At 60.9% G+C, this 19,414-nt stretch carries 16 protein-coding genes and 1 pseudogene; 11 read left to right on the plus strand and 6 right to left on the minus strand.

The genetic code is table 11. The features are described from left to right. Positions 1 to 29: 29 nt before the first annotated feature. Positions 30 to 1,019 (minus strand): zinc-dependent alcohol dehydrogenase family protein, encoded by a 990-nt coding sequence (locus tag BHD07_RS11270; RefSeq protein ID WP_338280059.1) that lies wholly within the window; start codon positions 1,017 to 1,019, stop codon positions 30 to 32. 101 nt (positions 1,020 to 1,120) lie between these two features. Here BHD07_RS11270 and BHD07_RS11275 point away from each other — a divergent pair, with 101 nt between their 5' ends. After that, positions 1,121 to 2,026: a LysR family transcriptional regulator gene (locus BHD07_RS11275; protein WP_338280061.1), complete on the plus strand. Its 906-nt coding sequence runs from the start codon at positions 1,121 to 1,123 to the stop codon at positions 2,024 to 2,026. A 264-nt stretch (positions 2,027 to 2,290) separates the two neighbouring features. Here BHD07_RS11275 and abc-f read toward each other — a convergent pair whose 3' ends face one another. Further along, positions 2,291 to 3,913 (minus strand): ribosomal protection-like ABC-F family protein, encoded by a 1,623-nt coding sequence (gene abc-f, locus BHD07_RS11280; protein ID WP_338280064.1) that lies wholly within the window; start codon positions 3,911 to 3,913, stop codon positions 2,291 to 2,293. Positions 3,914 to 4,235: 322 nt separating this feature from the next. On the opposite strand from abc-f, the gene BHD07_RS11285 reads away from it, so the two are divergent. The 8 genes and pseudogenes from BHD07_RS11285 (at position 4,236) to BHD07_RS11320 (ending at position 12,743) form a co-directional block, all read left to right on the plus strand. Continuing rightward, positions 4,236 to 5,891 carry a M10 family metallopeptidase C-terminal domain-containing protein gene (locus tag BHD07_RS11285; RefSeq protein WP_338280067.1) on the plus strand — a complete coding sequence of 552 codons (1,656 nt, stop codon included), beginning with the start codon at positions 4,236 to 4,238 and terminating at the stop codon, positions 5,889 to 5,891. A gap of 15 nt (positions 5,892 to 5,906) precedes the next feature. After that, positions 5,907 to 6,131: a hypothetical protein gene (locus tag BHD07_RS11290; protein ID WP_324764829.1), complete on the plus strand. Its 225-nt coding sequence runs from the start codon at positions 5,907 to 5,909 to the stop codon at positions 6,129 to 6,131. Positions 6,132 to 6,335: 204 nt separating this feature from the next. Further along, positions 6,336 to 6,504: pseudogene (locus BHD07_RS11295) on the plus strand (selenide, water dikinase SelD); the annotation flags it as partial. A 1,816-nt stretch (positions 6,505 to 8,320) separates the two neighbouring features. Then, entirely contained in the window at positions 8,321 to 9,496 is a 1,176-nt protein-coding gene (gene repA / locus BHD07_RS11300) for a plasmid partitioning protein RepA (RefSeq protein ID WP_100674083.1), read from the plus strand. Then, entirely contained in the window at positions 9,493 to 10,497 is a 1,005-nt protein-coding gene (repB, locus tag BHD07_RS11305; RefSeq protein WP_275598627.1) for a plasmid partitioning protein RepB, read from the plus strand. The genes repA and repB overlap by 4 nt, the downstream gene beginning before the upstream one ends. A 156-nt stretch (positions 10,498 to 10,653) precedes the next feature. Continuing rightward, the gene (gene repC / locus BHD07_RS11310; protein ID WP_338280074.1) at positions 10,654 to 11,859 is read left to right on the plus strand and encodes a plasmid replication protein RepC; all 1,206 of its coding nucleotides are present in this window, start codon (positions 10,654 to 10,656) and stop codon (positions 11,857 to 11,859) included. A gap of 314 nt (positions 11,860 to 12,173) precedes the next feature. Continuing rightward, positions 12,174 to 12,590, plus strand: a complete 417-nt coding sequence (locus BHD07_RS11315; RefSeq protein ID WP_102762002.1) for an organic hydroperoxide resistance protein — start codon at positions 12,174 to 12,176, stop codon at positions 12,588 to 12,590. A 27-nt stretch (positions 12,591 to 12,617) separates the two neighbouring features. Beyond that, positions 12,618 to 12,743 (plus strand): hypothetical protein, encoded by a 126-nt coding sequence (locus BHD07_RS11320; protein ID WP_272939047.1) that lies wholly within the window; start codon positions 12,618 to 12,620, stop codon positions 12,741 to 12,743. A 62-nt stretch (positions 12,744 to 12,805) separates the two neighbouring features. Here the strand turns inward: BHD07_RS11320 and BHD07_RS11325 are convergent, their stop codons facing one another. Continuing rightward, entirely contained in the window at positions 12,806 to 13,459 is a 654-nt protein-coding gene (locus BHD07_RS11325) for a TetR/AcrR family transcriptional regulator (RefSeq protein WP_275598625.1), read from the minus strand. Positions 13,460 to 13,568: 109 nt separating this feature from the next. Between BHD07_RS11325 and BHD07_RS11330 the strand changes: the two genes are divergently transcribed. Then, complete coding sequence (locus BHD07_RS11330; protein ID WP_338280081.1) at positions 13,569 to 15,158, plus strand: ABC-F family ATP-binding cassette domain-containing protein; 1,590 nt, start codon at positions 13,569 to 13,571, stop codon at positions 15,156 to 15,158. Between the two features lie 94 nt (positions 15,159 to 15,252). Here the strand turns inward: BHD07_RS11330 and BHD07_RS11335 are convergent, their stop codons facing one another. Genes BHD07_RS11335 through BHD07_RS11345 form a run of 3 tightly spaced genes read right to left on the minus strand, consistent with a single transcriptional unit; the run spans position 15,253 to position 18,316 of the window. Then, a complete protein-coding gene (locus tag BHD07_RS11335; RefSeq protein WP_338280083.1) occupies positions 15,253 to 16,221 on the minus strand; it encodes a quinone oxidoreductase family protein in 969 nt (322 codons plus the stop codon). Between the two features lie 55 nt (positions 16,222 to 16,276). Continuing rightward, the gene (locus BHD07_RS11340) at positions 16,277 to 16,843 is read right to left on the minus strand and encodes a TetR/AcrR family transcriptional regulator (RefSeq protein ID WP_338280085.1); all 567 of its coding nucleotides are present in this window, start codon (positions 16,841 to 16,843) and stop codon (positions 16,277 to 16,279) included. A 57-nt stretch (positions 16,844 to 16,900) separates the two neighbouring features. Further along, entirely contained in the window at positions 16,901 to 18,316 is a 1,416-nt protein-coding gene (locus BHD07_RS11345; RefSeq protein ID WP_338280088.1) for an aldehyde dehydrogenase family protein, read from the minus strand. Between the two features lie 98 nt (positions 18,317 to 18,414). Between BHD07_RS11345 and BHD07_RS11350 the strand changes: the two genes are divergently transcribed. Continuing rightward, positions 18,415 to 19,305, plus strand: a complete 891-nt coding sequence (locus BHD07_RS11350) for a LysR family transcriptional regulator (RefSeq protein WP_324764838.1) — start codon at positions 18,415 to 18,417, stop codon at positions 19,303 to 19,305. Positions 19,306 to 19,414 lie beyond the last annotated feature (109 nt).

Below are 19,414 nucleotides of genomic sequence, written 5' to 3' on the forward strand. Positions count from 1 at the left end.
CTTGCCCCGCACGGATGTCGCGTTTCTCGTCAGACGGTCACGACGATTTTGCCGAACTGTTCGTTGGACTCCAGAAAACGATGCGCCTCGACGACCTGATCGAACGGGAACGTCCTGGCAATGACGGGTCTCAGGGCACCCGCCTCCAGACCTTCCAGGATGAATTCCTTGGCGAGCTCCAGGCGTTCCGGATCGGCGAGCAGTTCATGGACCAGGTAACCACGCAGCGTCAGTGATTTGCTCAGCACGTCAAACAGCGGGAACGGGGTCTTTTCCGGGCTTAGCCCGCCATACTCGACAAGTATGCCGCCCGATGCCATCGCGGCCGCCAACGGTTCGAAGATCGGGCCGCCGACGGGATCGAACACGATGCGGATTCCCTGCTGTCCGGAAACGCTTTTCAGCTGCGCTTCCAAGTCCTCCTCAATGGAGGCGACGACATGCGCCGCGCCGGCCTCCAGCAGGCGTTGCCGCTTCGCAGAGGTCCGGGTGACGGCTACCGGTATGGCGCCGACCATGTTGGCGATCTGGATTGCGGCAAGCCCGACACTGCTCGATGCCGCGGTAATGGCGACGAAATCTCCCCTGCGAAGCCCTCCGATATCGACCAGGCCGCCGTAAGCGGTGAGATACTGCATCCACACAGCGGCGGCCTCTTCAAAGCTCAGCGATGGCGGATGCCTGACGAGGAGTGCCGCAGGAAATACCGCAAGTTCCCCATAGGCGGGCCACCGGATCATCGATTTCGGCGGCAAAAGGCTGACCGGATCGCCGGGAGCGAACCCTTGAACGCCCGGGCCGATCGTCTCCACAAAGCCTGCTGCCTCAAGGCCGAGGCCGGACGGAAATACGGCCGTTTCGATATAGGCGCCCGAGCGAAGCAAAGCCTCGGCCCGGTTGAGGCCCAACGCCTTGACGCGAATGCGAACCTCATGGGGCCCGGGCTCCGGCACATGCACCTCTTCGATCCTCAGCACCTCCGGACCACCCAACTCGTGAAAGCGAACGACGCGCGCCATGGCAAGACTCCAAAACAAATGTATTGAATGAGCTATGACAGCAGTGGTTCACCCGATAAATGGAGAGAAAGGCAGAACAGTAGAAACGGAGAGTTTTCAATATGGATCGCCTGACCAGCATGGCTGTATTCGTCAAAGCGGTCGATCTCGGCTCGTTCGCCGCCGCAGCGGATGCTCTTGGTCTATCCGGGCCGATGGTCGGAAAGCATGTTCGATCGTTGGAGGATCGGCTTGGCGTGCAGCTTATCAGCCGCACCACGCGCCGACAGAGCCTGACGGAGTTCGGTCATGTCTATTACGAACGCTGCCGGGTGGTGCTCGCCGAAGCGCAAGCTGCGGATGCGCTTGCGGCCGATCAGCTTTCCGAACCCCGGGGCAAACTGCGTGTGACGATGCCGGTCCATTTCGGCCGGCACTGCGTCACCCCGGTGTTGCTGGAACTCGCCCGAAAATACCCGGCGCTGGAACTTGACCTCTCGTTCAACGACCGCATCATCGACCTTGCCGAAGACGGTTATGATCTCTCTATCCGCACGGGCGTCTTGCAGGACAGGGCGGGATTGATTGCTCGTCGTGTGGCACGCCAGCCGATGATCGTGTGCGCCTCGCCCTCTTATCTGGAGTTGCATGGCTATCCGCAGACGCCGGAGGATCTGGCGCAGCACTCGGCAGTCGTATATCGCCGGTCCGGGCCGGTCCCGCCCTGGCTTTTCCCGGGGCCGGGGCAATCTTCATCGGAGGTGACCCCGCTCCACCGGTTCCGTCTCGACGATCTCGATGCGATCGCTGACGCCGCCGCACGAGGGCTGGGGCTTGCATGGCTTCCCTTCTGGCTGGTGCGGAGGCGGATCGAGTCGGGAACGCTCGTCCGCCTTCTGCCGGAGCAGCAGCCGTTTCAATATGATTGCCATGCAGTATGGCTGCAGACGCCGCACCTCCCGCTCAAAGTTCGCGTTGCCGTCGATGCCTTGGCGGCGCAACTGCCGAGTTTCATGAACCTGAAATGAGAGTTGCTCACCACGCTTCGTTGCAGGGCGCCTCCCGACAGGAACTGGTGGGAGAGAGCGTTGAAAACCCCGATATCGCCGCTCTTGGAGCGCACGGAAGGCAGTCTCACGCCGAACAAGGCTCATGCCGGAATGACTGCTATGCGGGCCGGCTCGTTTCCTCCGGATCGAGAGCCCGCAATCGAGCTTGATCGGCCCGCTGTTGCGTCGCGCGGAATACCGTCACCTGTCAACCGGAGACGCAGGCCGCGGAGGCGCGGCCCGTCACCCGCGCAGGCCCGGCGCCTCTTGCCCGGTCCGCTCCACGTATTCGCGGTAACCACCGCCGTATTGATTGATCCCCTCAGGCGTAAGCTCCAAAACGCGATTGGACAGTGCCGACAGGAAACGGCGATCGTGCGAAACGAACAGCATCGTGCCCTGATAGGCCGAGAGCGCCTTGATCAGCATTTCCTTCGTATCGAGGTCGAGATGGTTGGTCGGCTCGTCGAGGACGAGGAAGTTCGGCGGGTCGAACAGCATTGCGGCCATTACAAGCCGCGCCTTCTCACCGCCGGAGAGCACCCGGCATCGCTTCTCGACGTCATCGCCGGAAAAGCCGAAACAGCCGGCCAGCGCTCTAAGCGGCGCCTGTCCGGCCTTGGGGAAGCGGTCCTCCAGCCATTGCAGAATGGTACTCTCGCCGTCGAGCAGATCCATGGAATGCTGGGCGAAATAGCCGACCTTCACGCTGGCGCCGAGTGAGACGCTGCCCTTGTCCGGGTTGGTCGTACCGGTGACCAGCTTGAGCAATGTCGATTTGCCGGCGCCGTTGATGCCCATGATGCACCATCGTTCACGCCGGCGCACCATGAAATCGAGGCCGTCATATATCGTCCGGCTGCCATAGGTCTTGTGGACGCTCTTGAGGTTGACGACGTCTTCGCCGGAGCGCGGAGCCGGCAAGAACTCGAAGGCGACGGTCTGGCGACGACGCGGCGGCTCGACGCGGTCGATCTTTTCAAGCTTCTTCACCCGGCTCTGAACCTGCGAGGCGTGCGAGGCACGGGCCTTGAAACGTTCGATGAACTTGATCTCCTTGGCGAGCATCGCCTGCTGGCGCTCGAACTGAGCTTGCTGTTGTCTCGCGTTCAACGCACGCTGCTCTTCATAGAAGCCATAATCGCCGGCATAAGTCGTCAGCGCGCCGCCGTCGATCTCGATGATCTTGGTGACGATTCGGTTCATGAACTCGCGGTCGTGCGACGTCATCAAGAGAGCGCCGTCATAGCCTTTCAGGAAGTCCTCCAGCCAGATCAGACTTTCGAGATCGAGATGGTTGCTCGGTTCGTCGAGCAGCATGACGTCCGGCCGCATCAGAAGGATGCGGGCGAGCGCCACGCGCATCTTCCAGCCGCCCGACAGTTTGGCGACGTCGCCGTCCATCATCTCCTGGCTGAAACTGAGGCCGGCGAGAACCTCGCGAGCACGTCCCTCGAGCGCATAGCCATCGAGCTCTTCGTATCGCGCCTGCACCTCGCCGTAGCGCTCGACGATCGCATCCATTTCATCCATGCGATCCGGATCCGACATGGCCGTCTCGAGCTCACGCAGCTCCGCCGCCACGGCGCTGACCGGTCCTGCCCCTTCCATCACCTCGGCGACGGCCGACCTGCCGGCCATCTCGCCGACATCCTGATCGAAATAGCCGATGGTCATGCCCTTCTCCACCGAGACCTGCCCCTCGTCGGGCAGTTCCTGACCGGTGATCATCCGGAAGAGGGTTGTTTTTCCCGCTCCGTTCGGCCCGACGAGCCCGATCTTTTCGCCGCGGTTCAACGCTGCCGAAGCTTCGATGTAGAGTATGCGGTGACTGTTGGACTTGCTGATATTTTCGATGCGGATCATGCGGAGAACGGCCTATCTGGTTGCGGGCACCCCTATGCCACGGGTTGGTGTAGCTGTCACGCCGGCCGGCCGCATCTTCTTCTCGGCGAGGCTATGCCCCGCACGGCGGCTCCCAACCAGCGAACACATGGTAGACGCCGCTCCCCTCGCCTCGCTGGCGTGAGCAACCTACAGGTCTAGACCACCTGGCCTGACCCACCCCGACCATCAGGCCGAATTAAGGTGTTAACCCAGACGAGCTATAAGCGCACCTGCGGATCAGATCTCGGCGCATCGCACGCGGGTACTGACCTGACTTCAACTCCGATGGCCTGGGAAAACGATGCCTGCAACCACGACTTATGCAACGACTGGTAACGCCTATGTCAACGGTCTCCTCGGCGACTGGAAATGGGGGATCAAGGACTTCACGTTCAGTTTCCCGACCAGCGCTTCATTCTACGGCTCCGGTTACGGCAATGGCGAGCCGCTGAAGGGCTTTGCCGTCTTGAACGCCGCACAGCAGGCCGCCACGCGAGCAGCCCTCGATCAGTTTTCCTCCGTCGCCAACGTGACATTCACCGAGGTCACGGAGAGTGCGACCAAGCATGCCGATCTCCGCCTCGCCTCGTCCGACGCTCCGAGCACCGCCTGGGCCTATTTCCCCTCGACCGCGGCGGAAGGCGGCGACGCGTGGTTCAACAAGTCGTCCGGCCACTACAGCCGACCGGTCAAGGGAAACTATGCCTATGTGACATTCCTTCACGAGATCGGCCACGCGCTTGGACTGGAACACGCCCATGAGGGCAACGTCATGCCCGTGAATCGCGACTCGATGGAATACACGGTCATGAGTTACCGTTCCTATGTCGGTGCCTCGACCACGACCGGCTATACCAACGAGACCTGGGGATACGCGCAATCGCTGATGATGTACGATATCGCCGCCTTGCAGCATATGTACGGCGCGGATTTCACCACCGAAAGCGGAAACACCACCTATCGCTGGAGCCCCACGTCGGGCGAGATGTTCATCAATGGTATCGGTGAGGGTGCCCCTGGCGGCAACAAGATCCTGCTTACCGTATGGGACGGCGGCGGAACGGACACCTACGATTTCTCCAATTATACGACTGCACTGAAGGTCGATCTGCGCCCGGGCGAATGGACGACCACCTCGGCCGCGCAATTGGCGAAGCTGCATTATAACGGTTCAAAGGTGGCGATCGGCAATATTGCCAACGCTCTACAGTTTCAGGGCGACGCTCGCTCCCTCATCGAGAACGCGAAGGGTGGCACAGGCAGCGACACGATCACCGGCAATGCCGCTGCAAATGCTCTTTGGGGTAACGGCGGCAACGACAGGCTGATCGGCGGCGATGGCAACGACAATCTTTTCGGCGGTGCGGGCGCCGACCGGCTCGACGGCGGCAATGGCACCGATCTGGCGAATTACTCGAATGCCACAGCCGGCATCGTCGCAGATCTTTCCTCGCCCGGTTCCAACACGGGGGAAGCGGCGGGGGATACATATGTATCGATCGAGCGGCTCTACGGTTCAGCCTTCAACGACTCCTTGCGCGGAGACAATGGCGCAAACCTCCTGAACGGCCTTGCAGGTAACGACGTGCTGAATGGTCGTGACGGCAACGACACCCTGATCGGCGGTAACGGGGCCGATCGGTTGATTGGCGGCGGCGGTGCGGACACCTTCGTCTTTCAGACGACCGCACAATCGGCGCCGGCTGCCAGGGACGTGATCGATGACTTCGCGTCCGGCATTGATCGGATGGATTTGCGTTCAATCGACGCGAACAGCAATGCGGTCGGAGACCAGGCATTTCTATTTATCGGCAGCAGTGCTTTCCACGGCAAAGCAGGTGAACTTAACTTCAGGAGCGGGATAGTCTCGGGTGACGTCAATGGCGACGGCCTTGCAGATTTCCATATCAAGGTGATGAATCTTTCGGCTCTTTCCGGAAGCGATTTCCTGCTGTGAGGGGTTGGAAAAGCCATGAGCGAATGGATCGATTTTGAGCGCTGGCCAGACTGCAAGAGCATGGAGCGACCCGGGATCGTCTTCGAGGTCACCAACGGAGATCAGACACTGCTGACCGACTGCGTCGTCCCGCTGCCGTTGCCGGCTGACTGGGTGGTTCATCCTCAGCGCTTTCGCGCCGTGCCGCAGCCTCGGCCTCGGCACTCTTCGCCGTTACCGAAGCCGGCAGGTCCGCAGTAAACACATCACCGATCAGGCGGCCGATCGGCGGTCTGATCGATCAGGCGCATCATCGATGCCTCACCCCTCGCGGCATCGAAGCGCCATGGAAGTGCTGCGCCACCGCTATTCGACTCGTCGGATTATACGCGGTAGCGATGGTCGCGGCTGACGGCCCACTCTCGCGCCGATCAGGTGAGTCCAACCACGCTGCTGGGAGGATTGATGAACACTCTCCCCCGGCACCTCGCTCACGGTGGCGGTTGCGGCTGCAAACTCGCGCCCTCCGTTCTACAGCAGCTTCTTGCCACGCAACCGGCTGCCCGGCCTTTGCCCAGCTCCAGATGATGCCGCCGTATGGCAGGTAGACGACAGCACCTGCGTGATTGCCACCGATTACCGTTTTCACCGGTTTCGGAGTCCTCGGACACGGACTTGAGATGGCCCGTGCGTGTCAGCTTTCCCGGTCGGCGGCGATTGTTCCCCGCGGGGAACATTTGAAAAGCCCTGCGGCCTAATCTGGTCCGGTTAAGCGAGGCCTCACAGCGTCAGCAGTGGCGGAAGTCATGCGCTATATAGCTTCCGTAAGGCCTTTTAGCCATTATATTTCAATGGCTTACCCAGACAGTCAAAAAACCCAGAAGGACCCGTCAGCCAGCACTATAGAGCGTACCCTAAGTCCGCCGGCTCACGCAAACTGTAATTTCCCGGCTGCCAATGCAAGGCCTTTCATACCGTTTAGCGACCTTTGCCATGAAGCAGAGCGGGAGTCCTTCAGAGGAGATCCGTTACGAGAGGTCTCTACAGCACAAGCCTGCTTTGTCGAACTCAGCCTTGCCCCGATCCCGCTCTCCACCCGCCCGAGGACACCCGGAATGCTGATGGCATATTTGTCTCTCGCTCACTCGACCATCTGCTGGGAGATAAGCTTCGATGCAGCTAAATCCGATCGCCATGCGGTTCTGCGCTAGGGATGCGCATCCAGCCGTGCACCCCCGCCATCCGTGACGCCCTCCCTTCCCCCAGGCAGGGCACGAGCCGACCAACGTCCCTTCGCAAATGCTTGAAGCTTCACGGGGTCGATCAGCGGAGATCCTTCACGGAAGGTCAAAAGCAAAAGCCCGGTTGCGGGCCGACCGGCGCCAAGTGCAGCCGTCACCCACAGGCGTAGCCGAAATGGCTCCGAAAGTTCCCCGCGGGGAACCGAATGAATAGCGGCATCCGGCCGCATCTGAAGCGCTGCACGGCAGACCCGCGGCAAGGCCAGCCGAACATCCATTGGATCTCCGCCTCGCCGCAGGCCGCACAAGGTTTGTGCGGCCGCGAATGAATCCTCACCCAGGCCTGCGGGAACATGCCGTGGAAGTCGAGTTCCTCGGTGGTTGTCGAGCAAAGCGTGGCTGGCGGCATCTCACACCCGCCGCAGATGGCCGCGTCAAGGGAGCACCGGTTAGCCCTCCGTCAAGTTCCCCGCGGGGAACGCCTGGCGTTTCGACCGCCAATTGTCTGAGGCAAGGGTCCAGACGGAAAGCATATTGCCGGAACAGTTCCTGACGACAGCCACAAGGCTCCTGCCCTATGCGGCGCACCATATATACGCCACCGGCAGCATGCAGCGCGCAACCGTCTCCACAATCCTAGTCTCGACGCGATCCTTGTCTCGTGTGGCGGGCGATGCATTGCGTGTCTCTCCAATAGTCCGTTCGCGCCAGGCCGCCGTCGCGTTCCCCGCGGGGAACCGTTCGGTGCAGTCGTCGCCCGCATGCATCCTACGAAGCTGGGGCAGGGGTACGGGCGAACATCGAAAAGCCGGGCTTTTCCCATGCATGCACATATGTGCCGCCTTTGCGGTCAGCCGGTACCGCCTCGCAGCTCTCGCCGTCCAGCCCGTTCCCCGCGGGGAACTCTGGCTAGAGTTCACCAGGTCACCGTTCGAAGCAACGCTGGAGGCTCCGAACCGAGCGCTCGCCGTGAACCACTGTCGCGGCTCAACATGCCCGCGTGGAGGCTCGAGAACCGCAGCGCGGGCGCTTCCCACCGGCACCAAGCGTCATCCACAGCGCGCATTGATGGCCATAGCCGAATCGGAGTACGTCTTAGTTGCGGAGATTTTTCGAATTTGCGTGTTTTCGAGTAGTTACGTGGCGGTTAGCAAACGGTTAACCACTTCACTGCTTATGTGACGGAAACGATCACCAGGGATTCTTTCGATGACGCGACACCTAAGCAGCCTCGCTTTCATGGAAAACTTTTCCAGCAAGCTCGAAATGGCGCTGAACAACTTGAGCATGGCGCAATTTCCCCCGGATGCGCGCCGAACGATGCGCAAGTTCACCTCCACCGAAGTTGCCGCCCTGCTGGGCGTAACGGAGGCCTATATCCGCCAGGTTGCGGCCAAGGAACAGGGCCCCGAACCCGAAATCGCCAACGGACGGCGTTTCTACACGCTCGATCAGGTTCTTGAATTGCGCTTGGCTCTTTCGCAAAACGGCCGGAAGAAGTGGATGAACCCCCGCCGGACAGGCGACGAGCAATGCCAGATCGTTGCCGTCACCAACTTCAAAGGCGGCTCCAGCAAGACCTCCACGACAATCCATCTCGGCCACTATCTGGCACTCAGGGGCTATCGCGTGCTGGCCGTGGATCTCGACCCGCAGGCATCGCTCACCGCCCTTCATGGCAGCCTACCGGAATTCGACTACCGTGCGGGCGACACACTTTTCTCAGCCATTCGTTTCGACGATCCCGTCCCGACGAAGTCCATCATCCATAAGACCCACATCGTCGGTTTCGACGTCATCTGCGCCGGCCTCGAACTGACCGAATTCGAGACGGCCGTCGCGCTCGAGATGCGGCGATCCGCAGGAACGGGCTTCCTGCTTCGCGTTTCCCAAGCGCTTGAGCAGGTCGCCGAGGATTACGACTTCATCCTCATGGACTCGGCTCCGTCGCTGAACTTCCTGACGCTTTCGTCACTGACGGCTGCCACCGGCGTCATCATCCCGGTTCCTGCGCATATGCTGGATGTGGACTCCACGGCGAAGTTTCTGGAGCTTGCCGGGTCCTACATGCAGATCCTGAATGAGGTGGGCACGGCGGCTCAATGGGATTTCGCCAAGTTCCTGATCACCAAATTCGAGCCGAACGATCATCCTCAAGCCAACATGTCCGCGCTGATGAGACAGGTGTTCGGCGAGGACCTGCTCCTCAACTCGGTCATCAAGTCGACGGCCGTGGCCGATGCACTGACTTGGAAGCAGAGCCTGTACGAGGTTCAGAGGTCCCGCTTCTCGGCTCCGAAAACCTACGACCGCGCCATCGAGTCGATCAACGCGGCCAATGCTGAACTCGAAGGCCTGTTCTGGAAGGCATGGGGGAGAGAATGAGCCGCAAGGATTCCAAAGGCCTTTTTGCCAATGTCCTCGGGCAGCTGGAGAATTCTGCGGAGACGGGCGGAATGCAGCGGTCCACGTCACCCCACCTTCTCAAAGTCGCCGCCGGCGTCCGCCAGATGCAGGAACGCAGCGAGCTTGCCGAACGACTTCTCAAGGATGGTGGCCAGATCGTCGAGATCGATCCGGACGAGATCATGGAATCCGCCATCCGGGATCGCTTCGATTCCGGCTACAGCGAAGCCAGCATCGCGGATCTGCTCGAGTCGATGCGTGAGCACGGGCAGAGTACTCCTGGCTTGGTCCGCCCGGTTCGAGGGGCCGCAAGGCCGTTCCAGATCGTATTCGGCCGCCGGCGGCTTGCCGCTGCCAAACTCCTCGGCATTAAGTTCAAGACGATTGCCCGGGAGCTGAGCGACGAAGAGGCGATCGTTCTCCAAGGGGAGGAGAACAGCAACCGCAAGGACCTGTCCTTCATCGAGCGGTGCCTATTTGCGCAGTCGCAGGAGGCTGCGGGTTATCGCCGCGACGTGATCTGCAAGTCGCTGAGCACCGGCAGGTCGCATATCTCAGAAATGATCCGGATAGCGGCAGCATTGCCGCGCGACATCCTGATGCAGATTGGTCCGGCCCCTGAAATCGGACGGCGCAGATGGGTGGAATTTGAGCTGCGCTGGGCGGCCCACAGAGAGCCCTCGAAGGTAGCGCAGTCGGTTCTGGAGAGAGACCAGATGCAGGCCTCATCCAGTGACGCTCGTTTCGCTGCAGTTTTTGAGGCGCTTGCCAAGGCGGATGCCAAGGCTGCAGCCTCTTCCGCCACGGCCGATCTGATCTCTCATGGCCTCGTGCTTGGCCAGATCCAACGCGGCAAGTCGGCTTCGAAGCTCACGTTCAACAAGTCTGTGCCGTCAGGCTTTGTCGATTTCATTGCAGGTCAGATCGAAAGCCTGCACGACCAGTTCATGCAAAAGCAGCATTCGAAACAAGGAGACTAACCCGCAAAAGAAAAAGGCCCCCAACGAACAAGCCGTGGAAGCCTTCCTCAGATTTGTAGCAAGATCGAGAATCGCATTTCCACGAATCACAGTCAAGAGTTCTTGGCACCGTTTTTGGTGAGCTGCTTTCTTTTGCCTTATCGAAGGTGAAGGAAAATGGAGAGTGGAAGTGTGACGACGCCCTTTGGGCGGCGGACGATGACTCTTGCCATGTTGGCAGGCCAGTTCATCTCCCGCGACATCGAACCTGGGAAGTCGGTCGACAAGTGGAAGCTGTTTCGCTCGCTTTGTGCGGCCAAACGCCGTCTGGGCATCAGCGACCGGGCGCTGGCCGTTCTGAACGCGCTGTTGAGCTTCTATCCCGAGAACACGCTGAGCGGAGAGACCGGTCTGGTCGTCTTTCCCTCGAACGTTCAGCTGTCGCTGAGAGCCCACGGCATGGCGGAGGCGACGCTAAGGAGGCACCTGGCCGCATTGGTCGAGGCAGGTCTTGTCGCTCGCAAGGACAGTCCGAACGGCAAGCGCTATGCCCGCAAGTCTCGTGATGGAGCGATCGGCACGGCGTACGGCTTTTCGCTCGCACCGCTCCTGGCTCGCTCCGGCGAAATAGAGCGGCTCGCTGCGGAGGCTGAGGCCGACCGGGTCGAGCTGCAACGGCTGCGCGAGCGGTTGACGCTCTGCCGCAGAGACATCGCCAAGCTGATAGACGTGGTGCTCGAAGAACTGCCCGGCGACTGGACGTCCATGCAGGAGAATTTTCGAAGCCTTGTCCAGGCTATACCGAGGGCGCCCGACATCGCTGACCTCACCCCTCTGGTAGAGGCGTTCGAAACGCTGCGCGAACATGTGGCTAACCAGTTGCAAAAGCGCATAAAACCACAAGAGATGAGCGGCAATCCCGATCAAACTGAGCGGCACAAACAGGAATCAAAACCCGAATCTATTATTGAACTTGAACGTGGCTCTTCGAATGAGCGGTCAGACGGCCAAGCCATTGAACGGGCTCACGAGGCAAAAAGGGCCTTTCCGCTGGGAATGGTACTGAAGGCCTGCCCGGAAATCATGAACTACGGTCCTGACGGCACGGTGAAAAGTTGGCGCGACCTTATGATTGCTGCGGTTACGGTACGATCTATGCTTGGCGTTTACCCCTCGGCCTATCAGGACGCCTGCGAGGTCATGGGACCGGAAAACGCCGGCATTGCCGTGGCCTGCATTCTGGAGAGGGCAGGGCATATCAACTCCGCCGGCGGCTATCTGCGCGATCTGACCGCCAAGGCGCGGCAAGGGAAATTCTCGCTCGGCCCGATGCTGATGGCGTTGCTGAGGGCGAATGGCTCCGATCAGCCGAGGGTGTCGTGATCCTGACGGGCGGCCGTCGCGGGGAACACGATCGGCACGCGCATATTGCCGACCCGCATGGGCCGAGCGATCCCACTCGTGCGAAATAACCAGCGGCATCCACTGTTGCCGCCTTCAACCGTGAGCGTCGGGCGTCCCCAATTTCGTCGGTGGCTTACTAGGAAAGTACGCCGGCCTCCTTGGCTACCTTCCAGTGAGATGCCTACATCCGGGTACAATTCCGGCGGTTTCGCAAACATGCCCGATACGTCGCGCAGGCAGAACACACGTCGTCAAATGTCGCGATCGTGCGACGCAACCGAACGGAGTGTCTGATGACAACGCAGGAAAAGGTTCTCTACACCGGTAAGACCCATACGACCGGCGGCCGTGAAGGGTTCGCCCGCAGCGACGATGCCCAACTGGACGTCAGGCTTTCGCCCCCCGGCAGCGGCAAGGCCGGAACCAATCCTGAGCAGCTCTTCGCCGCCGGCTGGTCGGCCTGTTTTATCGGTGCACTGGGTCTTGCCGCGGCGAAGCGTACGTTGTCGCTCCCGGCCGAAACGGCAGTCGATGCCGAAGTCGATCTCGCCAAATCGGATGGCGGCTTTTTCCTTCGAGCCCGGCTTGCCGTCAGCCTGCCCGGCATCGACGCGGACCTTGCGCGATCGCTCATCGCCGAAGCGCATCAGACCTGCCCCTATTCAAAGGCAACGCGGGGGAACATCGAGGTCGATCTGACGCTCGCCTGACCGAGCTCGTGATTCAAGGAGGTTTAGATGAAGCGCTTCATAGTCGGCATACTGACATTCGCCGTTGTGGCAACGCCTTGCGCCTACGATATATTTTCGGCGGAGCCGTCGGCGCTGGCCGGACTCCTCGCGGCGTCTGTAATGCCGCTCTAACGGAGCGGATGCCGCCATTTCGCGGAGGGATCGGCTGCGAGACCAGCCGATCCTTCACACGTTCAGGCTTTCTGCGGTCGATCGGGTTCGCGTCTCATGGCAGTCTGGAAAATGGCCCAGCGGCTTTCGAACAGGCGAAGATTTTCGGCGTCCGGACACTCGGACCCGCAGAGACGGACACGATTATTCGCGCCTTCAAGCAAATCGACAAGGACGTGGCAAATCTCAATGGCAGACCCCGGCACGATGAGGCCCGCGGCCTGAGCCGATTTGATCGCCTGCACGACGGGCTCCAGTGCAGCACTCGACCACGCCGCCAACCTTTCCCGCAATGGCAAGGAAAACACGGCCTCGGCGGTAACCGACATATAGAAAGCGGAATAATCCCGGTCCGTGCCGAAGCGGAAATAGCTGAAAGCCATATCGCGCAACACTGCGAGAGGTGCATCACCCTGTCCCGCTGCGTCGGCAAGCGTCTTGCGAAAGCGGACGAGGTCACGTTCGACCACGGCTTCCAGAAGCGCCTGCCTGTTCGGATATCTCCGATAAAGCGTGTGTTTCGAGATTCCGAGCTTGGCGGCAATCTCTTCCATGGACGTGTTCGCAACCCCCTTGCGGGCAAAGGTCGAGCGGGCGCTATCCAGAAGACGGCGGGTCAGAGCCTCGGCCTCTTCCCGGGTGGGACGTCCGCCGCCACGTCTGCGAACGATATTCATCTATGTCCGACCCCGTCGATGGGCGGGATGGACAACGCCATTGTTCGCACCGCCCGTTGCTGATAAAAGCACGGTACTGTGCTGTTATTAGCAATGCAACAGGTTCGCGATGCCCTCCATCACTCTCTCCGCACTTTCCTGGTCGAAACCCGACGGGGAGCATGTCTTGACCGATCTCGACCTGGCGTTTGGTCCGGAGCGGACGGGGCTCGTCGGAAGAAATGGCGTCGGAAAAACCATCCTGCTCAACATCCTTGCCGGTACATTGAGACCTTCCTCCGGCACGGTTGCCATCCAGGGACGCGTCGCGCTGGCGAGGCAGATGCTTCGGCCCGGCGCCGGTGAAACCATCGCCGATGTGTTCGGTGCGACGCAGGCGCTTGCGGTGTTACGGCGCGCCGAAACAGGCGAGGCGACCCTTGAAGAACTGGAGAATGCGGACTGGACGGTGGAAGAGCGCATAATGTCCGCCCTTGTCCGGCTTGGACTGGAGGCGCGGGCGGATACGCTCCTGACTGAGCTCTCCGGGGGACAGCGCACGCGGGCGGTGCTCGCGGCGGCAATTTTCTCCGAGCCGGACTTTCTCCTTCTCGACGAGCCGACCAACAATCTGGATCGTGACGGCAGACGGGCGGTTATCGACCTTCTTTCCGCCTGGCGCAGCGGGGCGATTGTCGTCAGCCACGATCGCGAACTGCTCGAAGAAATGGACGCGATTATCGAACTGACCTCGCTCGGGACAAAGCGCTACGGCGGGGGGTGGAGCGCCTATCAGGCGGCGAGGGCGGTTGAGCTGGAGGCGGCGCAACAAAGCCTTGCGCATGCACAGAAGACCGCCGACGAAATCGATCGCAAGGCACGTGCCCTGGCAGAGCGGCAGGACAGGCGTGACGCGTCTGGTACCCGAAAAGCGGCAAAGGGCGACATGCCGAGGATTCTCCTGGGCCGGCGCAAGAACAATGCGGAAGAAAGCCGGGGCAGGGGTGTGGAACTCGCCGAGCGACAGCGCGCAGGCGCGCTCGAGGCCATCACAGCCGCCAAAGCGCGGATCGAGGTGCTGCAGCCCTTTTCCATCCGTCTTCCGCGAACCGAGCTTCCAGCCGGCCGGCAAGTCCTCGCGTTTGAAGGCGTCACGGCGGGCTACGATCCCGCCCGTCCGGTCATTCGGGATCTATCCTTCTCGCTGGTCGGCCCGCTGCGCCTTTCGATCACCGGCCCCAACGGGTCGGGCAAGACGAGCCTTCTGAAGGTGGTCACCGGAGAATTGCCACCCTTCGAAGGAACCGTTTCCGTAAACGTTCCTTTCTCTCTGTTGGACCAAAGCGTCAGCATCCTGGAGCGCGGCGAGACGATCCTCGATAACTTCAAGCGGCTCAACCCCGGTGCCGGCGACAACGCCTGCCGGGCGGCGTTGGCCAGCTTTCGCTTCCGTGCGGATGCGGCATTGCAAAGGGTGGAGACGTTGAGCGGCGGGCAGGTGCTGCGCGCCGGCCTTGCCTGTGCACTCGGCGGTTCCGATCCCCCATCGCTGCTCATTCTCGACGAGCCGACCAACCATCTGGATATCGACTCCATCGAGGCGGTTGAAGCTGGGCTGCTCGCCTATGACGGCGCACTCGTCGTCGTCAGCCATGACGAGACATTCCTTGCCAACGTCGGGATAGACACGCGTCTGGAGCTTTCGATCTGCAGCGGCTGACGCCGATGCCTTGGGGTTACCGACGCTCTTCAGAGGTATTGCGGTCGTGCCCGTGTCGGGTTGCCGCGCCGGGATGTCCTTCGTGATTTGCTCCTTACGGGATCAAAAGCAGTTTGCCGGTGGTTGCACGGCTTGCCATCGCGGCATGGGCGCGGGCGGCGTCGGCAAGGCGATAGGTTTCGCCGATCGTCACCTTGATCGTTCCGTCCCCGATCCAGTCGAAAAGCTGTTTGGTGCGATCGAGAAGGAGTTTGCGAGTGTGGATGTGATCCATGAATGTCGCGTAGCCGATCTTGATGCTCTTCGGCAGGCTCATGATATCGAGCGGTCCGGGCCCGCCGAGCACCGGTCCATACCAGCAGAAGGTGCCGGACCGGCGGAGCGCTTCGATCGAGCCCTTGAAGGTTTTGGGACCGGAGCCATCGTAAACGACGTTCACGCCCTCACCACTAGTCAGGCGCAGGACTTCGTCGGCAAACTGTCCCTCTGTATCGACGATGACGTGCTCGGCTCCGGCCTTTTTGGCGATCGCGACCTTGTCTTCGGAGGAGACGCGTCCGATTACTCGGCCACCCCTTAGCCTGATAATCTGTGTCAGCAGGAGGCCGACCCCGCCGGCCGCCGCATGAACAAGGGCGATGTCGCCCGGCTGCACGGGATAAAAATCCGTCGCGAAGTGACTGGCCGTGAGCCCCTGCATCATCGCGGAAGCAGCCGTTCGATCGTCCACGGTATCGGGAATTTTCACGAGGGAGGCTGTCGGTACCGACTGGCGCTGAGCATAACTTCCGGGAGCATAGACCCAGGCGACGCGATCGCCGACTTCAAACTCGCCCGCTCCATCGCCGACGGCGAGCACGCGGCCAGCGCCCTCGACACCCAGAACTTTCGGGTTAGGGATGTCGGTCCAGGCCATACCTTGGCGCACGCCGATGTCCATGAAGTTCACGCCGGCCGCGGCGACCTCCACCACGACATGTCCCGGCCTTGCGACAGGCTCAGGCCAATCGACGAATTCCATCACGTCGGTACCACCGACCTCTTTCATCACAACGGCTTTCATGCATAGATCCTTTTATTGACTGATCATTCCAAAAAAGAGCAAAGTTTTCTGCCTGCTAGGCGACTGCGCGAAGCGCCAACCGGCTGAGGGACTGCAGATGTTCCCGACCGGCTCCCCCACGTGCGGCTATCCTGATACCGGCGATATTGGCAACGAGGAAATCGGCCACCGCCTCAGCGGGCAATGAACCGGCTAAGTCACCTGCAGCCTGGGCTTCTCTGATGCGTTCAACCGCGGCGTTCTTGAGCCGAAGATCGGCGGCGTGATGCAGTGCCGCCAGGTCGGGCCGCCTCTGACCGAACTCGCAGATCGAGTTCACGCCGAGACAAGCTTCGTTTGCATTGTCCACAACGCGTTCCATCACCAACCGGATACCGTCCAGTGCACGCGGTTTGCCGCGCAACAAGGCGATATGAGCACTCGTCTCACTCGCCGAATAGCGTTCCACCGCGAGGCAGTAGAGCTTCCACTTGTCACCGAAGGTGTCGTAGAGGCTCTGGCGGCCGATTCTCATCGCCCGTATCAGCATCTCCGTCGAGGTGCCTTCAAAGCCATGCTCGCGAAACACGGCAATCGCCGCGTCCAATGCCTCGTCCCTGTCGAATTCCTTGATCCGTGCCATAAAGCCCATATAGGAATACTGGAACGATCTGTCAAGAATATGCTTGCCGGTTGTTCCTCAGGAGATGACCGCACGGGGCTCGAGGAAGGCTTCCAGGCCGAAGACGCCGAATTCGCGGCCGAAGCCGGATTGCTTGAAGCCGCCAAAGGGTGCAAACGGCTCGTGCGGTGCGCCATTGATGATCACGCGACCTGCCTCGATGCGATCAGCAACGCGCTTTGCTCGTTCGAGGTCGGAAGAGAAGACATTGGCCTGCAGGCCGTAGTCGGTATCGTTGGCGATCGCGATCGCCTCTTGCTCGTCGCGATAGGAAAGGACGCAGAGCACCGGGCCAAAGATCTCCTCGCGGGCAATGCGCATGTCGTTGCGGACGCCGGAGAAGATGGTTGGACGAACGAACCAACCTCGCTCGAGGCCTTCGGGACGCCCTTCGCCCCCGATCAGGAGAGTTGCACCTTCTTCCTGGCCGAGACGCAGGTAGCCTTGCACGCGGTCCCATTGCTTCCGGCTCACCAACGGCCCGATCCGCACCTCGCGATCACCGGGATCACCGACCGTGAACACCTTTGCCGCCTCTTTCAGGCGTGCCTCGATCTCCTCGCGACGAGATTCGGGAACAAGGATCCGGGTACCGGCAATGCAGGCCTGTCCGCTGTTGAGGAAGCCGGCAGCCAGAACCTGAGGAATCGCTACTTCGAGATCGGCATCGTCCAGGATGATGCTGGGGCTCTTGCCGCCAAGCTCCATGGTGACCCGCTTCATCGTCGCCGCGGCCGTCTGGGCGATGGCGCGGCCGGTGACGGTAGAGCCCGTGAACGTGATCTTTGAAACATCCCGGTTTGCGGTGAGCGCCACACCGACGACAGCGCCGTAGCCGGTGACGATGTTGAACACCCCCTTCGAGAGAGCCGCTTCATGCAGGCATTCCGTGATGACCTGCGTTTGGATGGCGCTCATCTCGGAAGGTTTGATGACCATCGTGCTGCCCGACGCAATCGCTGCCGACAGCTTTCCGCAGATGAAGCTATAATTGCTATTCCATGGTGTGATCGCCACCGCCACCCCCGAAGGCCGCATCTCCACGTCGGCGCGGCCGATGCGCCGCCGGAAATCGTAGCTCTCCAATGTTTTCGCCATATCGAGGAACACATTTCCTGCTCGCCGCGCCGCAAAGTCGATGAAACTCGACGGCGCTCCGTATTCCACCCGCATGGCCTCCACAAGATCGCCCGCGCGCTCGGAGACTGCCGCATGCAAGCGCTTCAGCATGGTGATCCGCTCTTCCTTCGACGTATTGGAGAATGCGGGAAATGCGCGCCTGGCCGCCGCAACGGCGCGGTTCGCGTCTTCCTCATCCGCCAGGCGCACCTTTCCGATCTGTTCCTCGGTCGCCGGATTAAAGAGCGAGGCCCATTGCTCGCCGTGCGGTTCGACGAAGCTGCCGTCGATGTAGACTCTGTCGATGATACGCATTGCCTCTCTCCTGTTGTGGCTTCACCAGGAAGATGGAATGCATTATCTGTTGCGGCTAGTCGGACAAAATCGGACACGCTGGTGAGCTATATCGCACAATGAGGGCAAGCTTGAGCGAATTGGAGGCGGTTGCCGCGGTTGCCCGCCATGGCGGCTTTCGCGCTGCCGCGCGCGAACTCGGCATGTCGTCGTCGGCATTGAGCCATGCGATAGCAGCGCTGGAAGAGCGCCTGGCAGTCAGGCTGTTCAACCGCACGACGCGCAGCGTCGCGCTCTCTGCTGCAGGAGAACAATTCCTCTCTGAGATCGCACCGGCCCTGCAAACGATCGAGAATGCAATCGAGCATATCGGCGAGCATTCGAGTAGACCCTCGGGCAGGCTTCGGCTCAATATGGCGCCGGGAGCGGCACGCATGCTGCTGGAGCCGCTGCTGCTCGAATACGGCCGCCGCTATCCCGAGGTCGAGCTTGAGGTCGTGACGGAGAATGCGCTTGTCGATGTAATTGGTAAGGGTTTCGACGCCGGGGTACGACTTGCCGAGGCAATTTCGCCCGATATGGTGGCCATTCCGATCACCCGGACCCTCCGTTTCCTGGTTGTCGGATCGCCTGAATATTTCAAGGGGCGTTCCAAGCCAGTCGTCCCGCTCGATTTGGTGCGGCATCGCTGCATCCAGATGCGCATGGCGAACGGCAGACTGTATCGCTGGGAGTTCGAGCGGCGGGGTGAAGCGCACGTGGTCGACGTTCCCGGCAATCTGACGCTCGATGCGACGGATCTTATCCTGGAGGCCGCCCTTTCGGGCGCTGGACTCGCTTATATCGGCGAATATTCGCTCGCTGCGCATATCGCTACCGGGCGCCTTGTTCCGGTGCTGGAAGAGTGGTGCCCCGCCTATCCCGGGCTCAGCCTCTATTTTTCACAGCGCCGTCACATGCCCGCCAAACTGCGCGCCTTCATTGACCTGATCAGGGAACAAGCCGTTTGACCAATGGGGTAAAATTGCGCCAAATCATGGGGAGCATGCGCCGGCCCAATTGAGCCGCTCAATCGACTTTGCGGACAGGCTGCTTTTGGACGCGCACAATCGAGGAAGA

The organism is Sinorhizobium sp. KGO-5 (assembly GCF_036245905.1).
Classification (GTDB): domain Bacteria; phylum Pseudomonadota; class Alphaproteobacteria; order Rhizobiales; family Rhizobiaceae; genus Sinorhizobium; species Sinorhizobium meliloti_A.